This window comes from Phyllobacterium endophyticum, from assembly GCF_003010935.1.
Lineage (GTDB): Bacteria > Pseudomonadota > Alphaproteobacteria > Rhizobiales > Rhizobiaceae > Phyllobacterium > Phyllobacterium endophyticum.
In genome coordinates, this window is record NZ_PGGN01000005.1 from 189,164 (window position 1) to 210,111 (window position 20,948).

17 protein-coding genes and 1 pseudogene are annotated in these 20,948 nt (G+C 57.9%); 4 read left to right on the forward strand and 14 right to left on the reverse strand.

The window, feature by feature from the left end:
- Positions 1 to 37 precede the first annotated feature (37 nt).
- Positions 38 to 736 (forward strand): MgtC/SapB family protein, encoded by a 699-nt coding sequence (locus CU100_RS22565; protein ID WP_106718878.1) that lies wholly within the window; start codon positions 38 to 40, stop codon positions 734 to 736.
- Positions 737 to 1,361: 625 nt separating this feature from the next.
- Here CU100_RS22565 and CU100_RS22575 read toward each other — a convergent pair.
- Positions 1,362 to 2,402, reverse strand: a complete 1,041-nt coding sequence (locus tag CU100_RS22575) for a glutamine synthetase beta-grasp domain-containing protein (protein ID WP_106718880.1) — start codon at positions 2,400 to 2,402, stop codon at positions 1,362 to 1,364.
- A 457-nt stretch (positions 2,403 to 2,859) separates the two neighbouring features.
- On the opposite strand from CU100_RS22575, the gene CU100_RS22580 reads away from it, so the two are divergent.
- A complete protein-coding gene (locus tag CU100_RS22580; RefSeq protein ID WP_106718881.1) occupies positions 2,860 to 3,792 on the forward strand; it encodes a Gfo/Idh/MocA family protein in 933 nt (310 codons plus the stop codon).
- Positions 3,793 to 3,815: 23 nt separating this feature from the next.
- Here the strand turns inward: CU100_RS22580 and xylB are convergent, their stop codons facing one another.
- From xylB to CU100_RS22635, 11 genes are all read right to left on the reverse strand, one after another.
- Positions 3,816 to 5,288 carry a xylulokinase gene (gene xylB / locus CU100_RS22585; RefSeq protein ID WP_106718882.1) on the reverse strand — a complete coding sequence of 491 codons (1,473 nt, stop codon included), beginning with the start codon at positions 5,286 to 5,288 and terminating at the stop codon, positions 3,816 to 3,818.
- Positions 5,288 to 6,373, reverse strand: a complete 1,086-nt coding sequence (locus CU100_RS22590) for an ABC transporter ATP-binding protein (protein WP_106718883.1) — start codon at positions 6,371 to 6,373, stop codon at positions 5,288 to 5,290. The genes xylB and CU100_RS22590 overlap by 1 nt, the downstream gene beginning before the upstream one ends.
- Positions 6,374 to 7,981, reverse strand: coding sequence for an FGGY-family carbohydrate kinase (locus CU100_RS22595; protein ID WP_106718884.1), 1,608 nt, complete (start codon positions 7,979 to 7,981; stop codon positions 6,374 to 6,376). It abuts the gene before it with no gap.
- A 25-nt stretch (positions 7,982 to 8,006) separates the two neighbouring features.
- The gene (locus CU100_RS22600) at positions 8,007 to 8,981 is read right to left on the reverse strand and encodes a sugar-binding transcriptional regulator (protein ID WP_106718885.1); all 975 of its coding nucleotides are present in this window, start codon (positions 8,979 to 8,981) and stop codon (positions 8,007 to 8,009) included.
- An 8-nt stretch (positions 8,982 to 8,989) separates the two neighbouring features.
- Positions 8,990 to 9,901 (reverse strand): sugar phosphate isomerase/epimerase family protein, encoded by a 912-nt coding sequence (locus CU100_RS22605; protein ID WP_106718886.1) that lies wholly within the window; start codon positions 9,899 to 9,901, stop codon positions 8,990 to 8,992.
- On the reverse strand, positions 9,898 to 10,719 hold the full coding sequence (locus CU100_RS22610; protein ID WP_245419203.1) for a carbohydrate ABC transporter permease: 822 nt from the start codon (positions 10,717 to 10,719) through the stop codon (positions 9,898 to 9,900). Before CU100_RS22610 ends, CU100_RS22605 begins: the two co-directional genes overlap by 4 nt.
- A complete protein-coding gene (locus tag CU100_RS22615) occupies positions 10,716 to 11,618 on the reverse strand; it encodes a carbohydrate ABC transporter permease (RefSeq protein WP_106718888.1) in 903 nt (300 codons plus the stop codon). Before CU100_RS22615 ends, CU100_RS22610 begins: the two co-directional genes overlap by 4 nt.
- Positions 11,619 to 11,657: 39 nt before the next feature.
- Positions 11,658 to 12,209, reverse strand: coding sequence for an SIS domain-containing protein (locus CU100_RS22620; RefSeq protein WP_106718889.1), 552 nt, complete (start codon positions 12,207 to 12,209; stop codon positions 11,658 to 11,660).
- 83 nt (positions 12,210 to 12,292) lie between these two features.
- Positions 12,293 to 13,642: an ABC transporter substrate-binding protein gene (locus CU100_RS22625; protein ID WP_106718890.1), complete on the reverse strand. Its 1,350-nt coding sequence runs from the start codon at positions 13,640 to 13,642 to the stop codon at positions 12,293 to 12,295.
- A 1-nt stretch (position 13,643) separates the two neighbouring features.
- Positions 13,644 to 14,684, reverse strand: a complete 1,041-nt coding sequence (locus CU100_RS22630) for a zinc-dependent alcohol dehydrogenase (protein WP_106718891.1) — start codon at positions 14,682 to 14,684, stop codon at positions 13,644 to 13,646.
- An 88-nt stretch (positions 14,685 to 14,772) separates the two neighbouring features.
- A complete protein-coding gene (locus CU100_RS22635) occupies positions 14,773 to 17,046 on the reverse strand; it encodes a patatin-like phospholipase domain-containing protein (RefSeq protein ID WP_146141893.1) in 2,274 nt (757 codons plus the stop codon).
- A 167-nt stretch (positions 17,047 to 17,213) separates the two neighbouring features.
- Between CU100_RS22635 and CU100_RS22640 the strand changes: the two genes are divergently transcribed.
- Positions 17,214 to 18,233: a hypothetical protein gene (locus tag CU100_RS22640; protein ID WP_106718893.1), complete on the forward strand. Its 1,020-nt coding sequence runs from the start codon at positions 17,214 to 17,216 to the stop codon at positions 18,231 to 18,233.
- 60 nt (positions 18,234 to 18,293) lie between these two features.
- Here CU100_RS22640 and msrA read toward each other — a convergent pair whose 3' ends face one another.
- A complete protein-coding gene (gene msrA, locus CU100_RS22645; RefSeq protein WP_106718984.1) occupies positions 18,294 to 18,812 on the reverse strand; it encodes a peptide-methionine (S)-S-oxide reductase MsrA in 519 nt (172 codons plus the stop codon).
- Between the two features lie 282 nt (positions 18,813 to 19,094).
- Between msrA and CU100_RS22650 the strand changes: the two genes are divergently transcribed.
- Positions 19,095 to 19,562 (forward strand): MarR family winged helix-turn-helix transcriptional regulator, encoded by a 468-nt coding sequence (locus CU100_RS22650; protein WP_106718894.1) that lies wholly within the window; start codon positions 19,095 to 19,097, stop codon positions 19,560 to 19,562.
- A 36-nt stretch (positions 19,563 to 19,598) separates the two neighbouring features.
- Here CU100_RS22650 and CU100_RS22655 read toward each other — a convergent pair.
- A pseudogene (locus CU100_RS22655) lies at positions 19,599 to 20,894 on the reverse strand (cytochrome c biogenesis protein DipZ); the annotation flags it as partial.
- Positions 20,895 to 20,948: the final 54 nt, after the last annotated feature.

Here is a 20,948-nt window from a genome sequence, read left to right on the forward strand (position 1 = left end):
ACGCTCTGTAGCGGGCTTCAATCGAGTTCAAAGCCAAATGACGCTTTACCCGACATGGGAAGACATCATCATCCGATTGCTGCTGACCATTGTCGCGGGCGCGATCATTGGGCTCGACCGTGAAGCAAGCGGCCGGGCAGCCGGCTTTCGCACCACAATTCTGGTAGGACTGGCTGCTTGCACAGCCATGATCCAGGCCAACCTCATACTACCCACGACCGGCAAATCTCCAGAGTACTTCGTAAATATGGATGTGCTGCGTTTTCCTCTCGGCATTTTGACCGGAGTGGGTTTCATTGGGGGCGGCGCCATATTCAAGCGGGGCGACCTTGTCACGGGAGTAACGACGGCGGCGACGCTCTGGGTGATGACCGCGATAGGACTGGCTTTCGGTGGCGGGCAAATTATCCTGGCAAGCATAGTAACGGTTCTGGCTTTTCTGACGCTGTGGGGCCTCAAGTGGTTGGACGCAAGGATACCGCGCGAACACAGAGCGATTTTATCCGTCGTCCGAAAATCCGGTGAACCGCGCGGCGAACTTGAGAGCAGCATTCGCCATCTCGGTTATCGCGCGCGTTTCGTGAAGGCACAAAAAGCCGAGAACGGCAAGGCGATCCTTTCGTACGAAGTTCATTGGCGTCGGCCTGAAGCGGCCGACCCGCCCGTCGACCTCCTGGACCTTCTGGAAAGCAGCTATTCAGTGGAAAAATTTGAAACGATCCGCGAGTCCGGCTGATGATCGAAGCTTGTCCGGCTCCACGTAAGGAACAACCGCTGTCCAGAACGGTTTGCCTTCTGAAAAAGGAGCCTGCCGTGTCACGCACACATACGCTGTTCGTTGGAGTTTTCTTACTCATCGCCGCAGTGGCGGCGTTGTTTTGGTATTTTCCGATGGACAACATATCGCCAGGACAAACTCCCGCCCAACAATTTGGAAACTGAGGCCGACATGCATGAAAGTCTCGAACTAATCACAATCGCAGCACCGATTCTCCTGCTTTGTCTTGTCGCATCCATTCCCACTGAAGGATACCGCTGAGCCAGGTGCAGGATTAAAAAAGACGGCGGGCTTTCGACCCCCCGCCGAGTTGGTGAGCCCGGGTTTCTAGCGGCAAAGCTGGATCAAAGGCTCAGCTGACCTGGAAATCAGCGACGTTAGAACCCTCAAGACCTATGTTGGTTCCGCCTCTGTCTGCCACCGGACGATGAAGTATGGCCGGATGACGAGCCTGTTTGATACATAGTCGATTGTGCATTGGGAGGTGTTGGTTCTGGCACCGATTGCCAAACCTGATTGTTTTTGACAGGAGCATTTCGCGTGCGGGCCATGGCAAGAAGAATCTTGCCATGGCCCTGAGAAGTTAGGCAGCGACCGAGATTTCTGATTCAACAGGAACGGAGGCAATCGTCTTCAGGATCTGGGATGCGATCTGGTAGGGATCGCCCTGCGAATTTGGCCGGCGGTCTTCGAGGTAACCACGATATCCATTGTTCACAAAGCTGTGCGGCACTCGGATCGATGCGCCGCGATCAGCGATCCCGTAGCTGAACATATCAATGGATTGTGTCTCGTGCTTGCCAGTCAGGCGCAAATGATTGTCAGGGCCATAAACCGCGATATGGTCGGCCGTTGCCTGTTGGAACGCGCCCATCAAGGCTTCGAAATACTCCTTGCCACCTACTTCGCGCATATACTGTGTCGAGAAATTTGCATGCATCCCCGAGCCATTCCAATCGGTATCCCCGAGCGGCTTGCAGTGATATTCGACGTCGATCCCGTATTTTTCAGTCAGCCGCTGCAAGAGGTAACGTGCCAACCAGATTTCGTCGGCGGCTTTCCTTGAGCCTTTGCCAAAAATCTGGAACTCCCACTGGCCCTTTGCTACCTCGGCATTGATGCCTTCGTGGTTAAGGCCGGCTGCAAGGCAGATATCGAGATGTTCCTCAACGATCTTGCGCGCAATGTCGCCAACGCTGCTATAGCCGACGCCGGTGTAATATGGCCCCTGCGGCGCCGGATAACCCGCTTCTGGAAAGCCAAGAGGACGGCCATTCTTGTAGAAGAAATATTCCTGCTCGAACCCGAACCAGGCATTCTCGTCGTCGAGGATAGATGCGCGTTTGTTCGAGGGATGCGGCGTGACGCCATCCGGCATCATGACCTCGCACATGATAAGAGCACCGTTCTTGCGCTCGCTATCCGGATAAATGGCAACCGGTTTCAATACGCAGTCGGAACTTCTGCCCTCGGCCTGCATTGTCGAACTGCCGTCGAAACCCCACAGCGGAAGCTGCTCGAGGGTGGGGAAACTGTCGAATTCCTTGACCTGCGTCTTGCCGCGAAGATTGGGCACCGGTGTGTAGCCGTCCAGCCAAATATATTCGAGCTTATATTTTGTCATTTCAAACCTTCCACTGATAGCGATCCAAAGCCTTTCCCGCCGAACGATTCTTCGCCAGCGAGTACCATCAGTAGACAAAGCATTTCTCGTGCCAGTTTGAGGCCTCTTCCACAAATTTCAGGTCGAATGCCGAATAGAATGCCAAGCTGCAGAATTATCGCAACGAGCCGGCGAAATCCCCGCAGGAGAAAGAAGCTCATTGAACGCCAGACAGGCAACGCGGCGCATCAAAAAGCGTCACGATGATATTTATTTGAGCAACGAACGGAGTACCATTGCTTCATCTGCAGTCGTAAGAGAACACATCCCTTGCCAGATAGTTTTGGCATTCGATGTGCGGTGGGCTGCCTTGATGGCGGCGTCCGGACGGTAAGCGTTCCGCTAGTTCCAAACATTGGCTCTGGCATCCGGCCCCGAAACGGATAATCTCCCGCCAAACCTGTTAAGAGGATTCGCTATGTCCCCAATCAATTTGGCAATCGTTGGTGTTGGGAAGATTGCCCGAGATCAGCATCTTCCTTCCATCGCAAGCAATCCCGATTTTCGGCTTGTAGCAGCGGCTAGCCGCCATGGCGGGGTCGAAGGCATACCTCATTATACGACAATCGAGGCCATGCTCGAGGCCATGCCATCGATAGACGCCGTGTCGCTATGCATGCCGCCGCAGTTTCGCTACGACGCCGCCCGCGCCGCCATCAGCGCCAACAAACATGTGTTTTTGGAAAAGCCACCTGGGGCGACGCTCAGCGAAGTGGTCGATCTGGAAACGCTTGCCACGAGCAAGGGCTCGTCGCTTTTCGCGAGTTGGCACTCGAGATATGCCGCAGCCGTCGAGGCTGCGCGATCCTTCCTCGCATCCGTGGAAATCCAGAGCGTCCATATAGTCTGGAAAGAAGACGTCCGGCATTGGCACCCCAACCAGGAATGGATATGGCAGGCAGGTGGCCTCGGCGTATTTGATCCCGGAATCAATGCATTGTCGATCCTCACGCATATTCTGCCGTCAGCCGCTTTCCTTCGCAGTGCCAAACTGGAGTTTCCTGAGAACAGGCAAGCACCGATCGCTGCCGACCTGCATTTCACGGACGCGGCCAACATAAATATCCGTGCAGAGTTTGATTGGCGCCAGACTGGCGAACAGACGTGGGACATCAAGGCAAACACGTCCGGTGGAGAGATGGCTCTCGCTCGCGGCGGCTCGGCACTGTCCATCGATGGCGCCGCCATTTTTGTGTCGTCGCAGGAGGAGTACCCGGCACTTTATCGCCGGTTCGCGGACTTGATCGCCAAGGGTGAGTCAGATGTCGACCTTGCACCACTTCGCCATGTTGCCGATGCGTTCCTGCTGGGAGAGCGCATCGTCGTCGAGCCATTTTACGATCGGGCCTAGAGCCCCCGGCCTGTCAGATCACTCTAGCCGGCTGGCGAATACATGTGGACGTAACGTTCTCGCCGCCCAGCGAGGGCAGCCGCATTGTCCCGGTCCGGTTCGAACCGGGCACGGATAGCGGGTTTCCGGCATACCGTTTCAATTGTCCCGGCACCACCGGCCAGCATTGCCAGGCGTGCTGCACCGAATGCCGCTCCGATCTCGGCGCCCTCGGGCAAATCGAGCGACACATCAAGGACATCGGCAAGCAGTCCGTTCCAGTAGGCGCTGCGAGACCCGCCCCCCACCAGCATGCAGGTTCGAGGCGCAGCGCTCGCCGCCTTCAACACGTCGAGGCCGTCCGCGAGAGCAAAGGCTACGCCTTCGAGGACGGCATAGGCAAGCGCACCCGCATCATGCTCCGCCCGCAAACCGTCGAACTTCGCCGTTGCATTCGGGTCGTTGTGAGGCGTCCTTTCACCCGCGAGATAGGGTAGGAAGAGGGGTGCGGCGTCACGGCGCGCCGGATCGGAAGCGAAGATTTTCGCCTTTTCGATCAGACCGGCTACGTCGTGTCCATGACCAGTTAGCGCGCCGAGCCAGGACAATGCCGATGCAGCCGAAAGCGCCACGACCATCCCATGCCAGCGCTGCGGCAGCGCGTGGCAGAAGCCATGCAGTGTCCGCTCTGGCAGGGAAACCAGACGGTCCGTCGATACGAACAGGACGCCGGAGGTGCCAAGTGACAAAAATCCATCCCCCGGGCTGACGGCGCCGATTCCCACCGCTGACGACGCATTGTCTCCTCCGCCGCCGGCGATCGGAATTTTGCGTCCGGTCAGGCCCCATAGTGCGGCCACTTCCGTGGAGAGAAAAGCCGAGACTTCCGATCCTTCGACGAGGTCCGGCATCTGCGAGTGTTTCATGCCGCCGCCCTGCAGCAGAACGTCATCCCACTCACGTCGTCCTATATCGAGCCAAAGTGTACCGGCTGAGTCAGACCTGTCTGAGACATAGTCCCCCGAGAGGCGGTATCTAAGATAGTCTTTCGGTAGCAGGACCTTTGCGACTTTCGCAAAGAGTTCCGGCTCGTGCCGCGCAACCCAGAGCAGCTTGGGTGCCGTGAAGCCCGGCATTGTCGTGTTCGAGGCACGAGCGAAGAAATCCGGTATCCGCTCGAGCAGTTCGGCACATTCGCGCCCGCAGCGCCCATCGTTCCAGAGAATCGCGGGGCGCAGAACCGAGCCGTGGCCATCCAGTAGCGTTGCGCTGTGCTGCTGCCCCGACAGACCGATGGCTTGAAGCTCCAGGAAATCGGATGCAGCTAATTCGCGGATACGACCAACAGCCGCGTGGGCGGCGTTCCACCAGTCTTCAGGGTTCTGTTCCGACCACATGGGCCGGGGCCGCATGACCTCGACGGAAGCTGATCCCTCAGCAATCAACCTTTGATTTTCGTCGACCAGAATCGCTTTGACGGAGGAGGTGCCAACGTCAATGCCGAGAAAAGTTGCCATCAGATTCCGAGGCCCTGGCCGTCAAACAGGTATATGTGCTCTTGGGCAATCCCAATCGGCAGCGTATCGTTCCTCGCGATTGCGGGACGGCCGGGAACGACGATCGTCATCATCGGTGCACCTTCAGGCTGAGCGTATATCTGGCTTGCACCGCCAAGATACTCGGCAAAGTCCGCTTTCAAGGTCAGCACCGGTCTGGACGATTGCAGCTCGAGATGCTCGGGTCTCATGCCCACAGTCACCGTTTCACCAGCCTTAAGCTGATGCTGGCGTTTCGTAGCGACAGTTAGAGTGCCGCCGGCAAAGGCAGGGCAGGAGACAGTCAGCTGGCGATCCGCGACGCCCGCGACAACAGCGGGAATGAAGTTCATTTTGGGTGAGCCGATAAAGCCCGCAACAAAGATATTGGCTGGATTGTCGTAAAGCTCGCTTGGTGTTCCCACCTGCTCGACGAGCCCGGCGCGCAGGACGACGATCCTGTCGGCAAGCGTCATTGCCTCGATCTGGTCATGCGTAACATAAACCATTGTGACACCGAGAGCGCGATGAAGCTTGGCGATCTCGACACGCATCTGTGTGCGCAACTCGGCATCAAGGTTTGAGAGCGGCTCGTCGAACAGAAAAAGTTTCGGATTGCGCACGATCGCCCGGCCGATGGCCACGCGCTGGCGCTGTCCGCCCGAGAGCTGGCGGGGCTTGCGCTCGAGCAGCATCTCGATCTGCAATATCCGCGCTGCTTCAGCAACGCGACGCTTGATCTCGTCCTCCTTGGTCTTGACCATTCGGAGCCCGAAAGCGAGATTCTCGAACACGCTCATATGCGGATAAAGTGCATATGACTGAAACACCATTGCCACTTCGCGGCGCGCAGGCTCCACATGCGTGACGATCTTTTCGTCAATGAGTACATCGCCGTCGCTGATCTCCTCGAGACCGGCGATCATCCGCAGAAGCGTTGATTTTCCGCATCCGGAAGGCCCGACGAAAACGACGAACTCGCCCTTCTCTGCCGAGAAACTCACACCTTGGACGGCCGAATGCTCGCCATAGCGCTTGACCACATTGTCGAGACGAAGAAAAGACATTCAGGAGACTCCGGATTCTTTGACAGGCACCAAGGTTGCAAGCGCGCGCCCTGCGATTTCAACCTCGTTTCTTACAGCAAAAAGCTTCAGGTAGATGCGATAGGCAGCGTCATGTGCCTGCTGCCACCGAGGATCGGCATGCAGCGTTGTTTGCCGCGGCGCCATCGCCTGCAGACTGGCGAACAAATCCCGATGGAGACCAGCCGCCACACCAGCTACCATGGCGGTTCCGAGTAGCACCGGCTCCCTGGTATCGCTGACGATGAGCTTTGCTCCAATCGCATCACGATAAAGCTGGACAAGCAGTGGATTGTGCAGGTGACCGCCAGCCAGCGCCACGCTGTCGATCGTGTATTGGCCATGGCTGTTCAAGTGTTCGATGATCTGCCGCGTCTGCAAAGCCAGCGCCCGTGCCGTGGCATAGTAGGCTTCCAGGAAGGACCGCTCCCCGGTTTCGGTTCCAAGGCCGGTTACCAGCGCCCGGACTCGGCCATCGCCCAGTGGCGCGCGGTTGCCGAGCCAGTCCGGAACAATGTGGCGCGCTGCCGCGAAGGCGGTTCCTTCCTGTTCGAGGATTTGAAGTACCCGATTGGCGGTTTCCAGGTGAAGCGTGCTGCTCGGTGGCCCGGGACTTGCGGGATGGTGCTCGAGCACCGCATCGAGTGCCGTTCCGGAAAGACTTTGGCCCGCTTCGTGCATCCAGTAGCCGGGAAATACCGCGTCCTTGAACGGGCCCCACACGCCCGGAACATGGCGGGGGTTTTGCGCAAATGGCATGTAACAGGTCGATGTACCGGCGATCATCGGCAGGAGATTATTCATTCGCTTGAGATAATCTCGCCCAAGAACACCTAGCGCTCCGGCCTCCGCATCGATCAGGCCAACAGCCACCGGTACACCTTGTGGAACTCCCATCGCCGCTGCGGCTTCAGCCGATACCTTGCCGTGCACTTCTCCAACTTTGCCTGGTGTGACGCCAAGCTCCCCGAGCTTTGTCAAATCACCGATACCGAGACGATCGAGCAGATCCTGACACCATGGGTCAGCTTCGTTGGGTAGATATGGCCACTTGCAAGCAAGCCCGCAGACGGAGTGACGATCCGCCCCTGTCGCGCGGCGTGCGAGTTCGTCACAAAGGTCGCGGGCGCTTTTTACCCGCGCCCACGCCGCCGGTCGATGCCGCTTCAACCAAAGCAGCTTCGGCAGATTGGTTTCCGGCGAAAGCGAGCCACCGACATGGTCGAGAAACCGATGACCGGTCCCATCGACCTCCGCAGCCTCGGCCTCGCCCCGGTGATCCATCCAGCAGATCACATCGCCGCCGCCATCAAGGGGCGGGTCGCCTGCCGCTTCGATATAAACGGATGAGGTAGCGTCGAAGGCGAGACCGGCGACTGAGGATGCAAGTTCCGGTCGCTGCGACAGGCACTCGGTCGCCGCAGAACAAACAGCCTTCCAGATATCGTCCATGCGGTAGACTGCATGATGTTCTGCTGGCGTCAGCAGTTTGAATGACGCGGACGCAACCGCGATGAGCTGGCCTTCGCCATCGAAAAGGCCAGCGCGCGCAGATAGTGTCCCTACGTCGATTGCGAGCAGATGCCTCATTGTTCGCTCACCATTGTCGTCATTCTCATGCCGCGTCCTTCAAGATCGCTTCCGCCACGTCTTCATCCGTGACGAGACGATTGACATAGCCCGCTCGCAACACCGCCTTGATGATGAGCTCCTTGTGCATGCCGCCGGAAGCAAGGATCGATGACGGAATGAGCTTGAGGTCCGGGGGACGCATCGCCATCACGCGCTGGTTCAGCGGATGATCGACAGGAGTTCCATTTTCATTGAGGAACACGCCGAGAATGTCGCCGACCGCACCTGCCTCTCTCAGCGTCGGCAAGTTTTCGGTCACGACCTGCGTCCTTACCAGCAGCGAATGGTCGGAAAGGTCACCGCAGGCAATCAGGGCCACGGCGGTGTTTCGGCCGCGTTGCATCGCTTCTGCCAGACCATAGTGGGTCAGCAGCGTGGTGCGGCTCTCGCTGGAAGGGCAGTAGATGGGTGCGGCGACGTAGTAACATTCGGCACCCAGAATGCGGGCAAATTCCGTAGACACTTCGAAAGTGTTCGTGCCGGATCCACGTGTCAAGCCGCCCATCAGCGCAGCAACCCAGGCGTTGCTCAGGCGGCGTGGTGTCAGATGCCTGCGCGCGGCCGAAAGCGTTTGCCCCCAACCTATGCCGAAACCCTTGCCGTCGACAAGCAGCGGATCAAGCATGGCGGCGGTGGCGCGGCCCAGAACGCGGTGCAGGTCTTCTACTTGGGATACCGACGGCACAACCGAGCAATCGACGAGGCCAAAGCGATTCTTCAGTTTTTCTTCCAGTGCCACGCAATGGGTAAGCGGCATCCTGATATCGACACTCACCAGTCCGTCGCTTCTCGCCTGAACGACAATCTTGTTGACGCGCAGCCGGGTGATCGACAGTTTGTCGGCGATCTCCTGCTGCGTCAGACCACCGACATAGTAGTACCATGCCACCCGAGCCCGTATCTGCTCGGTATCGGCGGCGGGATTTGAAAGTACTTCGTCTGGAGCGAATTCGTTCAATGCTATTCTCAGGCAAAGGCCGGTTTGAGGATCGTGGTCGTACGGCCAAGCGCCTGAAGGATCGACGCGTCATCCCGTTCGAATGGATAGAACACTTCAATGAAAACCGGCCTGTCGGCGAGGCCGAATTGCCGTTGCTGGAGCGCCGCCTCCTCCGGGATCACTGCTCCCTTCTCCGTAAAATCCCAATGCCGGTCGAACTGGAAATCTGTCTGCTGCAGATGGATCATCCCGATATGCGGCGCTAACCGCCGATACCATTCTCCCATCGTGCCATGACCCTCACCGTAGAGCGGCTGGAACGTCGCATGCCCCCAATCGATGCAATATTTCCACGGAACCGGCGTGTCTGCAAGGTTCGCGGCCATCCGCTCCGCTTGCTCCACGGTCCATGGCCATTCCCGCCGCATGGGCGTCGGCTCCACATAGAGCTCGACGATACCATACTCCTTCGCCGCCTCGGAAAGGCGGCGCATCCGCAGGATCAGATCATCGTAATCGCGCTCCGGAATGCTGTCCGGTTCGAAACCGTCAACCCTCGACGCTACAGCGCCCAGCGGTCCGCCGACTCTATCGATTCCAGCACTTGCGGCGAAGCGATAAGCTTTCTTCATCCAATCTTCCGCCACGTCGCGAACGCGCGGATCGGGGTGGAGCAACTGGTTGAACGTGTAATGCGCAAGCCCGATAAAGGCACTGTGTACGTTGATCCCATGATCGCCGGCTGCCCGCCTTATATCCCTCGCGCAGTCTCTGAGAATATCCTCCGGCCACGCCGGATCTACCAGATCGAACGAAAATTGCACCAGATCCAGGCCAAGCTGTTCTTGCACGATTGGCGCCCAAAGATCCGGTGTTACCCACCGCTTCACACAGAACGAGAGATTGATCCCCAGCGAAATGGATTTGAATTCCGTCATTTCGTTGCACCCATCGTCAAACCACGGACCATGTGCTTGGAGACGAGAAGCGCAAAGATCGTCACCGGCAGCACGATCACAGTTCCCGTGGCCATGATCTTGCCCCATGGCAATTCATAACCCGACATGAAACTCGTCGCTATCACCGGAGCCGTCTGCACGCTCCTGCGTGTGAGCACCAGCGCGTAGAGAAGCTCATTCCAGGAAAAAATGAAGCTGAATATAGCCGAGACGGCTATCCCCGGAAGGCCGAGCGGAACGTAAATCTTCCTGAAGATCGTGAATTGGTCCGCTCCGTCGAGACGCGCCGCCTGTTCCAGTTCGATCGGTATGGAGCGAAATTGATCGGTACATATCCATACGACGATCGGGAGGTTGAACGTCAGGTAGATCAGGATCAACACGAGGTGAGTATCGAGCAGCTTCAATTGCAGCGCAAGTATATAGACAGGCAGCGCCAGAACGATAGGGCTGATCATCCGGTTGGAGATGAACCAGAACCAGAGATCGGATTTGCCGCGAAAATTGAAACGCGCCAGAGCGTAGGCCGCAGGTGCGCCAAGAAGTACCGACAATGCGGTTGTCAGGGTCGCGACGATCAACGAATTCACGATCGCTCCGAAAACCTTCTCGTCGGCAAAGATATCGGTGTAGTTGGACAGTGTCGGCGTGAACAGCCAGACCGGCGGCGATGCCAGCAGGTCCGTCTGGTCCTTGAAGCTCGACGAAACCATCCAGTAGAACGGAAACAGTGTGAAACACAGGACGACGAGCAGGCCCAGACCGTGCAGGATGCGGCGAAGCGTCATGGACATCATTCGATCTCCTTGTAGATGAGCTTGATATAAAGCCGGCTGAGCACGATCGTCACAATCAAGAGGAGGATAGCCTGCGCCGAAGCCGTGCCCATATCGAAAATACGGAAGCCCACACGCTGAATGTAGATCGACACAAGATCCGTGGCTGAGCCAGGCCCGCCCCGTGTCATCACAAAGACCATATCGAACAGTTTGAGAATGTCGGCGGACCGCAGGATCAGCATCGCAGTCAGGCCCGGCAGCAAATAGGGCAATTGTACATGGCGCAGCATCGCGGTCTTGGAACTGGTTTCGAGCCGGGCCGCTTCCTCGATCTCCACCGGCACCATCGACAAGCCCGCGAGAAAGATCAGGGCGCAGAATGGTGTCCACTGCCAGATGTCCATGATCGCAATCGCAATGAACGCGCCGGTTGTCGATCCCAGCCAGTCCAGTCCGCCAACACCGATTGCGTTGAGAAACTGGTTTGCGATGCCGAAATCGCGGTTGAATACCAATCGTCCGATCAAGCCCACAACGGCATAAGTCGTGGCCAGCGGCACCACCAGCGACACGCGTGCGAGCGCCCGCAACATGCCGAGGCCCGGCCGATGCAAAAGCAGCGCAATGCAAATGCCAAAAAAGAGTTCGAATGGCAGAACGGTCAGGAAAAAGCGTGCCGTCAAGCCCAGCGACTGCCAGAAAGTCTGATCGGAGAGCACGTTGACGTAATTTTCCAGCCCGACGAAGGGAAATCCGTCGCGCGGGCGGGTGATATTGTAGCGCCTGAATGAGGTTACGAGGGCTGATATCGTCGGATAAATGCCGATAACGAGAAGGGCGAGTACAGCAGGAGCGAGAAACCAGAATGGCGTCCAGCGACCATATCCCGGATTGAGTTTTGCCTGTATCTGCACCACGAAATCTCCTCCCCTGCTCGCACGTTTATTCAGGTGCAATTACTCGAGATTGGTGTGGTTGGCCCGCATGGCTTCGGTCGAAATTCCAAGCTGTTCCCGGAGTTTCAGGACCATCACCTCAAAGAGAATATACTGAGCGCCCTCGAACAGCGATCCCATCGGCAGGACAGAAACGTTCGTTCCCCGGTCGTCGGCCATGGTCTGCGCGGGAATGGTCAGGACATGATCCGCGCGCCTCGCCGCGTCGCCATCCGGCTGCGCGGTAACGACGAGCGTCTTTGCACCCGCGGCTGTAGCCACACCCATCAGTCCGAGAACTGTCGAGAAGCCGCCCGGTCCTGCGGAGACGATCAACAAATCGCCACCGCTCACAGGTGGCGTCGTCATGTCCCCGACAACGGCAGCCTTCAGACCCAGATGGTACAGCCGCATGGCAAACCCTTTGATCTGCAGCCCTTCGCGGCCCACACCATAGAGGGCGATCCGCCCTGCCCCGGCGATTACGGCAACGGCAGCGTCGACCGCCTGCTCATCTATGCGATCGAAAACACCCGCCAGTTCCTGCAGCGCTTCGTTGTAGAGTTTGGGCACAACACTCTCCCGGTACAAGATTTAGTCTGTGAAAAGACGGGCGGGTGAATGCTATCCACCCGCCGCCGCTTTTTAAGACTCAGCTACTGCAGCAGTTCCTTCTTGCCATCATAATAGCCTTCCTTGGCCAGGATACCCTCCATGCGGGTTCCGATTTCCTTGGCGCCGGCTTCGGTGGTGACCTCGCCCAGCATCATCTTGGAACCCCACTCGGCGACGACTTCCGAAATCGCCGGCCAGGCCGGGAACCGCGGACGGAATTCAGGCACGCCCTTTTGCCAGGAAGCGACCATCGGTTCGACGAACTTGTACTTCGCCTTGATATCTGGCTGCTCGTAGATGGACGTACGGCCGGAAACACCCCCGGCTTCAACATAAGGACGAGCGATCTCTTCGGAGGTTGCCCACTGGATAAAGAGCCAGGAGGCTTTCTTCAGATCGTCCGGAGCCTGCTCGGCAACGGCAAGCGAAAAGCCGCCAAGCGCGGGCAGGCGCCCGGCCGGACCAGCCGGCTCCGGGGCAACGGCCAGACATTCGCCCAATTTCGAAGTCGCAGGATCGGTCAAGGTGCCATAGAAGGCCGACCATTCGGTAATCATGGAAACCTGGCCTTGCGCCAGCGCATTGACCGCTTCGGCATGGTCGAAACTGATGATACCCGGAGGCATATACTTCATCAAATCCTGGCGAAATGTCAGACCCTTCTGGCTCTCGGGGCTGAGCAGGTTCGATTTGAATTCCTTGTTGAGCAGAGAGCCGCCGAAGGGCCAGAGCACGCGCATGAAACTGTCAGCCGACTGTGTTTCACCGCGCAGCGATTGCAGGGCGAAGGCGTAACGATTCTTGGATGCATCCGTCAGTTTCGGCGCATAATCCTTCAGGAGCTCGTCCCATGTCGCCGGTGGCTTCTCGAACCCGGCTTCCTTCAACTGGCAGGAATTATAGAACAAGAGACCCGAATAATTATCGAACGGCAAGCCGTAGGTCTTGCCACCCCAGGATCCGAACGCATCGATCAAGAGCGGGAAAAAACCCTCGAGTTTCAAATTCGGATCAGTGATGGATTTATCCGCCGTGAATTCGTCGATCGGCGTGATCCAGCCATTTTCAGCGAACTCGCCGATCCACACGAGGTCGACCAGCGCGATCGTGAGGTCGCCGTTCGAGGTGAAATTGAGCACCTGTTTCTCGCGGGTGTTCTCGTATGGCACGATCTCGTAGTTGACCTTTATACCGGTTTTCTTCTCAAACTCCGGCAGCAGCTTGATGATCGCGCGATAGCCCGGGCGATCCAGGAAAGTCACATTGATCTCTTTGCCCTTGAAGGGCTGCGCGGCCGTTTCCAGCCAATCGGCGAGAGCCGTCGACGGTAGCGATACTGCGCCGGCCAGAAGCGCTACAGCGCTTAGTGATGCATATAAAAGTTTCCTCACGTCATCCTCCCAGTTTTGTTACTCCATTCGGATAGATCAGGCTCTTGATGTAACCCGGCGCATTGTCCGCGTGGTTGCGGAATGTTTCGGGCGCCTCGTCCAGGGCGACCTCATGCGTCACAAGTGATGCGACATCGACCTTTCCTCCAGCGACGAGTTCGATTGCGCGCGGATAAACTTCCCCCATCCGGCGCGCGAATTTGATTTTTAGGCCGCGGCGGCGCGCTTCGGCCGCCGGCAGCGTGTATATGTCACCGTCCGGAATGCCAACCAGGACGATGCGGCCGCCGATCTTTGCGGCGAGAACGGCATCGCGGAAACCAAGCGGAGAGTTGGTGGCCTCAATAACCAGTGGTGCACCTGCGCGGCCGGTCCATTCACGAATGTCATCCACCGTCGTTCCCGTGCGCGATGCGCCTAGCCTGGCGGCCATTTCCCGGCGATGCTCCAGCGGGTCTATGACCAGAATCTCACCTGCCCCCGCGGCCTTCAAGACCTGCAGGATCAATAGTCCAATCGGACCGCTGCCGATAAGCGCCACCTGTTCGAGCAGCCTCGGCTTGGCAAGGTCGACCGCGTGAATGGCGACGCCCAGAGGCTCGAGCATGACGGCCTGAAGCGGAGTGAAATCTGCCGGCAGCGGCACAATCTGCGATGCCGGAACCCAGATACGCTCGGTCATCGCCCCGTCAAACGGCGGTGCCCCAATGAATTCCACATTTGGGCAGAGATTCGGATGGCCCCGCTCGCAGAACTCGCAATGTCCGCAGGCCTTGTTCGGGTCGACGGCAACAAGCGCCCCACGTGCCAGGCCGAATTCATCAAGGTCCTCGCACAGATACCCGCCAAACTCATGCCCCGGCACGAACGGCTCCTTGACCACTGCCGAACCGATACCGCCATCCTTGTAATAGTGCAGATCCGAACCGCAGAGACCCACCGAAGCAACGTCAATGAGCACTTCGCCGGGGCGTCCTTCGCGAAGATTGAATGGCGCTACATATGCGTCATGGGCTCCACGGATGAAAAGGGCACGGCTCATGATTTTTCCGTCGCAATCGAAAGGTTCTCGAACACCATACAAATGTAAAATAGAATTTTCAAGTGTATACGTGGCCGGAAACTGTCGATTAGCCGAACTTTCCTGCTGAAGGCCCAGGCGGGAGTTCTGCAGTTTCATCTCGTGGGTCGTTGTCTGCCAGCGGCCGCAGCCTCAGCCGCATCTTCGGCCGAGGTGCCATTCCCGCAACAGTCTTGGGAGCACCCGCAGGGGGACGAGGCGCATCGAACGTCGCATGGGGATTTTCTCGAGTCGCCTTCGCCATCTGCAAGGCAAGTTGCTCGAAATCGTCGGTCGTTTGGCGGTAAAATGGACGGGCAGCCGCCGGCGCGGGATAGCCGATTTTCTCCTTTGCCTTGCCCATGATCATCCGGTTAAGCAATGTCTCCTTTCGGGCTGACGCGGCTGCGTCGGACTTCCGGCGCGAGAGTGCAAATCGCCGCGAAAGATCCTCGAAAGCAGCCATGAAATTGCGGAACCTTATCCATCTATGGTTAGCAAAAATTGGCTGGTTGTGACTTCCCGTCTCCGGATCGGTGGTTGCACTTGAGTCGAAGCGCGTAGCGATGAGGAGCCCTGCGGCTCTACCCCGCAGATCGAGATCGGCGATCATCTCGCTTGTCATGTCGAGATTGAGTCCCCCTTCATCGTCACGCAAAGCTACGTTCACGATGCGCTCGCGAACTCCGGGGGCAATGAGCATCTGGTTGTCGCTCCAGAACCGTGCGGTGTTCAGCAGGGTCTTGAGGAACGCCATGAGTCCCGACCCCGGGGCGATGTCGAAAGCAGTGAAGGGTATCGGCGTTATCCGATTGCCTTTGCTCATGGATATGAATCCCCAGACCTTGTCGCCCGGTCCGGGGTCCCTGGCGGAGGCCGCATCCGGCCGGTTGGCGGCTGTTCGCTCCGAAGCTCGCGGTTTGGCGATCGGTTTTGACACCTCGTCCGCGACTTTGTCCTGACCCTCATTGTCCGTCTCCGGCGTGTCTGTCTCCGGGGTATGAACATTCGGTGCTTCGGCGTCGAAATCGATGAGGTTGAGACAGAACGTCGGTCGTGAAGGTATTGGGCTGTCGAAGAAATGGATCGGGAAGTTGGAGGTCAATCCTCCGTCGCAGAACCACACGCGGCGCAGCGGTACCGGTTCGCCTTTGCTGGCCTTGGCAAAGTCAGGGGTCATCAGTGGCATCGACGCAAGAAGCACGGGGAAGCTGAGCGACAGGCGCGCGCCAAAGACGATCGGAAGATCCTGCGGGAGCGGAAGCCGGATAACATCATCCCGCTGCTCTATCCGCCTGTCATAGGTCCCGGCATGAGCCACCATCCACTTGGCGACAGACCCGGGAAGAAAATCATGGAGCACGGCCTTTTCCACGTAGAGGGGCGAGGGCGTCTCCAGAAAAGGTATCTGGGCCGTTCTGTTGCGGCTGATGTCACTCGCGATCATGGCAAGTTCGATCGAACGAGGTGCGGATGGATCGGGGTTCTGCCTGCTGGCACCACCCTGTACTAAAGGTGCACTCCAGAGATCGCCAAATGTCAGTGGACTGTCATCCAAGCCTCGGCCAGCTGCAGCCTGTACGGTCCTGTGCATCCAGGGCGTAAGACCCTCGAAGCGCAGCTTGCCCGCCTCGGCTTCCAACGTCCCGGAGCGGCTCCCGGTGCATATCCCGTAGTAATTATCGCGCCAGGAAACGAGCCACCGATTGCGAAGAATGAGGATGAGGGCCACAAGCCAGGTAACAGCGATCAATGCAAACGATGCGGCGATCGCAATCATCGCGATGACGGGGTGACCTTCAGACAAAAGAAAACTGACCAGATAGATGCCCGCCAGCGCTACAATTGCGACGGGCAGCGCAAACTGCCATGCCGCCAAGGTTACATTGATCACCGTAAGCGCTTTCTTCAGCGCTCCGCCGCCGCCGAAAATCGGAGTGACCAGCGAGAGTAGCGGCTTCGTTGCCTCTTCGGGGGTAAACAGGTGAAACAACCGGGAGTGGCCATCACCAGCCACGTCTCCAAGGCTCTTTGAAAGCCTGCCGACCTCGTCGAACGCTGTGGAATGTCCGCCTGTACGGCGCCCGTATTCAGCCGCCGCTGTAACTGCCGCGGCTATCGCGCCGACCGAGGTCCCTCCAATGGAGCGAAACGAATATCTGCGGGCAATCATCGCCACGGCACCAGGATAGATTATCCCGCTCGTGACGCCGCCGGCCATGACGATATCGCATTCGAGCAAGCCGGTAGACTTTTTAGCGTCGGTGCCTTCCTGCGCCATGACACAACCCTTGGCCGAATTTATCTGCTCGAGTTCTCTGGAGGCGTTCAGAGACTGGATCATAGCAAGCACTTTGTTGATCTTCCAGAGGCGATGCGAGGCTCGTTCGCCACAATTGTGGCTTGAATAGCTGATCCAAATACCTTCGGAGATTGTTACGTGCCGCGTGAACTTTTCAGGGGTGCGTACATTCGACTTCTGTTGCTGCTGCAAGGCGAGGATCTGCGACGATGAGGAAACTCTTGATTGCTGCTGCGGCGTGGGCAATCCTTTCTGGTACCGCTCATGCCGTCCCTGACGACAAGACGCGCGATACTATCAAGGCGCTCAAATTCACCAAGGCGAACGCCTACGCGAAAGCTATCGATTCATATTGTTTTGCTGACCATCCCTTCGCAACGCAGCCCCTTGCCGACGCCGCCCAGCAGGAAGCGGAATTCCGCCAGGAAATCGGGGAGCAGGAGAAAGCTACGGACATCATTGCCGACGCGGACCGGATGGCGGCAGAGCATCTGAAAGTGGACCAATCCGCCTGTGCGCCCGCCGCCAGCTTCGTCGAAGGTGTCGTCGCGACGATCGACGATGCGAAACAGCCTATGGAAGCCATCAAACAGAGCCTTGCCGAGGCGAAAGCGGCCCAAGAAAAGGCGGCGCTGGCTGAGAAACGGAATACCACATGCCGCGAACTTCAGTCGCGGGCAGACGCCGCCAACCTCGAGAACCTGGTTCCTTTGCGCATGCCGCTTCTCGACTGCGCGGATGTGCTTGGGGTCGACAACATCGCCAAGGTCGACAAGCGCATCGAGGGAATGCGCGCTGAGCAAAAGGCCGCCGACGAAGCCAAGGCGAAGCAGCAGACCGCAGCCACTGGCGAGGTAGCCAGGAAGACCGAAGCTGCGGCCGCTGAAACAAAAAAGCCGACGCCTCCTCCCTCGAGCAACAAGGCAGCCGACGTCGCGGCAATCATGGCAAAGCCCGCCACCAAGCCGGCGGCCAAACCGGCGCAGGCAGGAATGGAATTCGTCGGCAAATGGGATCAGGTGGACGGCAATTGCCGGGGCAGGCTTTGGGATTTGAACACAAAGTCCTATGACGGGACGCCTGTCACGAATATCGAGCGCAACGGCAATAATTTCCGGGTTGAATTGAGCGACGGCTACTCCTTCGCGCTGCGAAACGTCACGAACAGAACGCTGACTTGGTATTCGCTCGAAAGCGGCGACAGTTTCAGCCTGAAACGCTGCCGCTAGATCTCCGGACCTGGCCATAGGCATTCGGACGCACTTTCCTGCGCCCGAAGGCTAGAGCTATCAGGAAGGCTGGGCGGCGCTCGCCCGAACCGGAAGCTTCCAGCCGGGCCGGATGAAATGGCACGTATACCCGTCCGGAATTCGCTCGAGATAATCCTGGTGCTCGGGCTCGGCTTCCCAGAAGTCTCCGGCAGGTGCGACCTCGGTAACGACTTTTCCGGGCCAGAGCCCGGAAGCATCGACGTCCGCGATCGTATCTCTTGCCACTCGCTCCTGTTCTTCCGAGGTGTAGTATATTGCTGAGCGATAACTCAGTCCCACGTCGTTGCCCTGCCTGTTGCGAGTGCTCGGGTCGTGGATCTGGAAGAAGAATTCGAGAATTTGCCGATAACTGATCCGGGCCGGGTCGAAGACGATTTCGATTGCCTCGGCGTGAGTGCCATGGTTGCGATATGTTGCGCTCGGGACGTCGCCGCCGCTATAGCCGACGCGGGTCGAGATTACGCCATCATAGCGCCGGAAGAGGTCCTGCATTCCCCAGAAACAACCACCGGCAAGAACTGCACGTTCTACGGTCATCTGAAAGTCCTCCTTTGAGTCAAACATACGTTGAAGCAGCTTGAGGTTTCAAGGCTACTGTTTCGCTTGGGCGATCAACGCAGCTATCGCTGACGGCTCGCGCGGGTCGGTGTCATAGGCACATGGAGATACCAGTATCGCCGCGCTTGTCAGGAACAGCATCACGTATCGCATGAGAAAAGCTCCTATGGCTTTCGCCAGGTTGGTTGTGAAATGGTTATGCTACGGTCTAGATACAAGGTAAGATAATTATTTGGATCGTAATCATCCTGGAGAAGGTAGATGGCCAAGAAAGTTCTTCACCGCACCGAGACCGCCAAACTGGCCGACTTCATGTGCTTCTCGATCTACTCGGCCAATCTGACGTACTCCCGTGTCTACAAGCCTGTGCTTGACGCACTGGGCCTGACATATCCCCAATACATAACGATCATTGCGCTATGGGAAGAGGATCGCCAGACGGTCAAGTCTCTGAGTGATCGGCTGTTCCTGGAACCCAGCACCATGACGCCAATGTTGAAACGGCTGGAAGCCATGGGATATGTTACCCGAACGCGAGATACGAAAGACGAACGCAACGTGCGCATATCCTTGACCGCGGCTGGCCGTTCCCTGCGCGAGAAGGGCTTCGGCTTCGGCGAGGTGACCGTGAAGGCCTCGGGCCTGACGTCCGAGGAGTTTCCGGTCCTGCAGAAGGCGATCGCGAAACTCCGCGACAACCTCGTCAAGGCAAGCAAGGGAGAACTTTGATCTTCGTCATCCCTGTTTTACGACCGGCGGCAAAAGCTTTGCAGCAGGTTCTGGCGCAGCCTTGCTCTGCCGTTCGCTTTTCGCTTCGGCTAGCAAATCCTGGATGACCTTCTCGGACTGCTCATAGTCGCCTTCGCCGAAATGGTGGTACCTGATCTGCCCCTTGGCATCGATAAAGTAATGGGCTGGCCAGTAGCTGTTCTCGAATGCTTTCCAGATTTCGAAATTGTTGTCCACTGCAACCGGATAACCGATCTTGAAGTCGCTTATGGCCTTTTTGACGTTGTCGATCTTGCGCTCGAATGCGAATTCCGGTGCATGAACGCCGATTACAACCAGGCCCTGATCCTTGTACTTCTCTGCCCATGCACGGACATAGGGAACGGTGTGGATGCAATTGATGCAAGCGAATGTCCAGAAGTCGACCAGAACAACCTTTCCCCGAAGTTGTTCGACACTAAGCGGTGGGGAGTTGAGCCATTCCACTGCGCCGTCCAATGAAGGAAATAACCCCTCGACCGGCAGGTCACTCTGGAATTTTTCTTGGGTGTCTGCCGCAAGCGTCGTGCGCTCGCTTGCAACCGCCGAGGCGCCAGCAGCCAATTTCTTCCCGCTGAAACCATCGAGAAGTGCCTGTTCGATCTTGCCCGTCCCCACACTCGAAAGGCGTGCCAGCAGGCCCGTGTCGGCCCCGAGGCCTATGGCGACGACACCTGCGATGACGGCGGCGCCAAGTCCGCGGCGGATCCATTCACCCGCACCAAGCGACTGTTTCATCACGGCGAAAACGCGACCTCCGATCAGCAGTGCCAAGGCCAGGGAGGTAGCCGCACCCGCCGAATAAGCGAGGAGTAGCAACGTGGTCTGAACGTTCGCACCCTGAAGCGCGGCTCCTGTCAGCACCAGGCCGAGAATCGGCCCTGCACAGGGCGCCCAGAGCAGGCCGGTCGCAATACCGAGAACGAGCGAACCGCCGGCCGTTGGGACTGCACTCAATCCGCCACGTGCATTCAAAAGCCTGTTTGCGAAAGCGATGATTGGCTGTGTCAGGATGGCTGCGAGTTGCGGTGAAACAAGTGTGAACCCAAAGAGCGCAAACAGGGCGAGCGCCGCATGGCGCCCATATTCGTTTGCATGAACGGCCCAGCTGCCGCCGACTGCGGCAAGCGTTGCCACCAGCGCAAACGTGATTGCAAGGCCCGCCAGCATCGGCAACGTGCTTCTGACGAAAGGCTGTCCAGCACGGGCAAAGACGAATGGTAGTATGGGCAGAATGCACGGACTGAGTATCGTCAGCACACCTGCGAGATATGCAATAACCGGTAGGGTCATCATCGTCTCCTTGAATTGATCGAGGCTGAAGGCCAGCCGTGGTGGCTAAAAGAG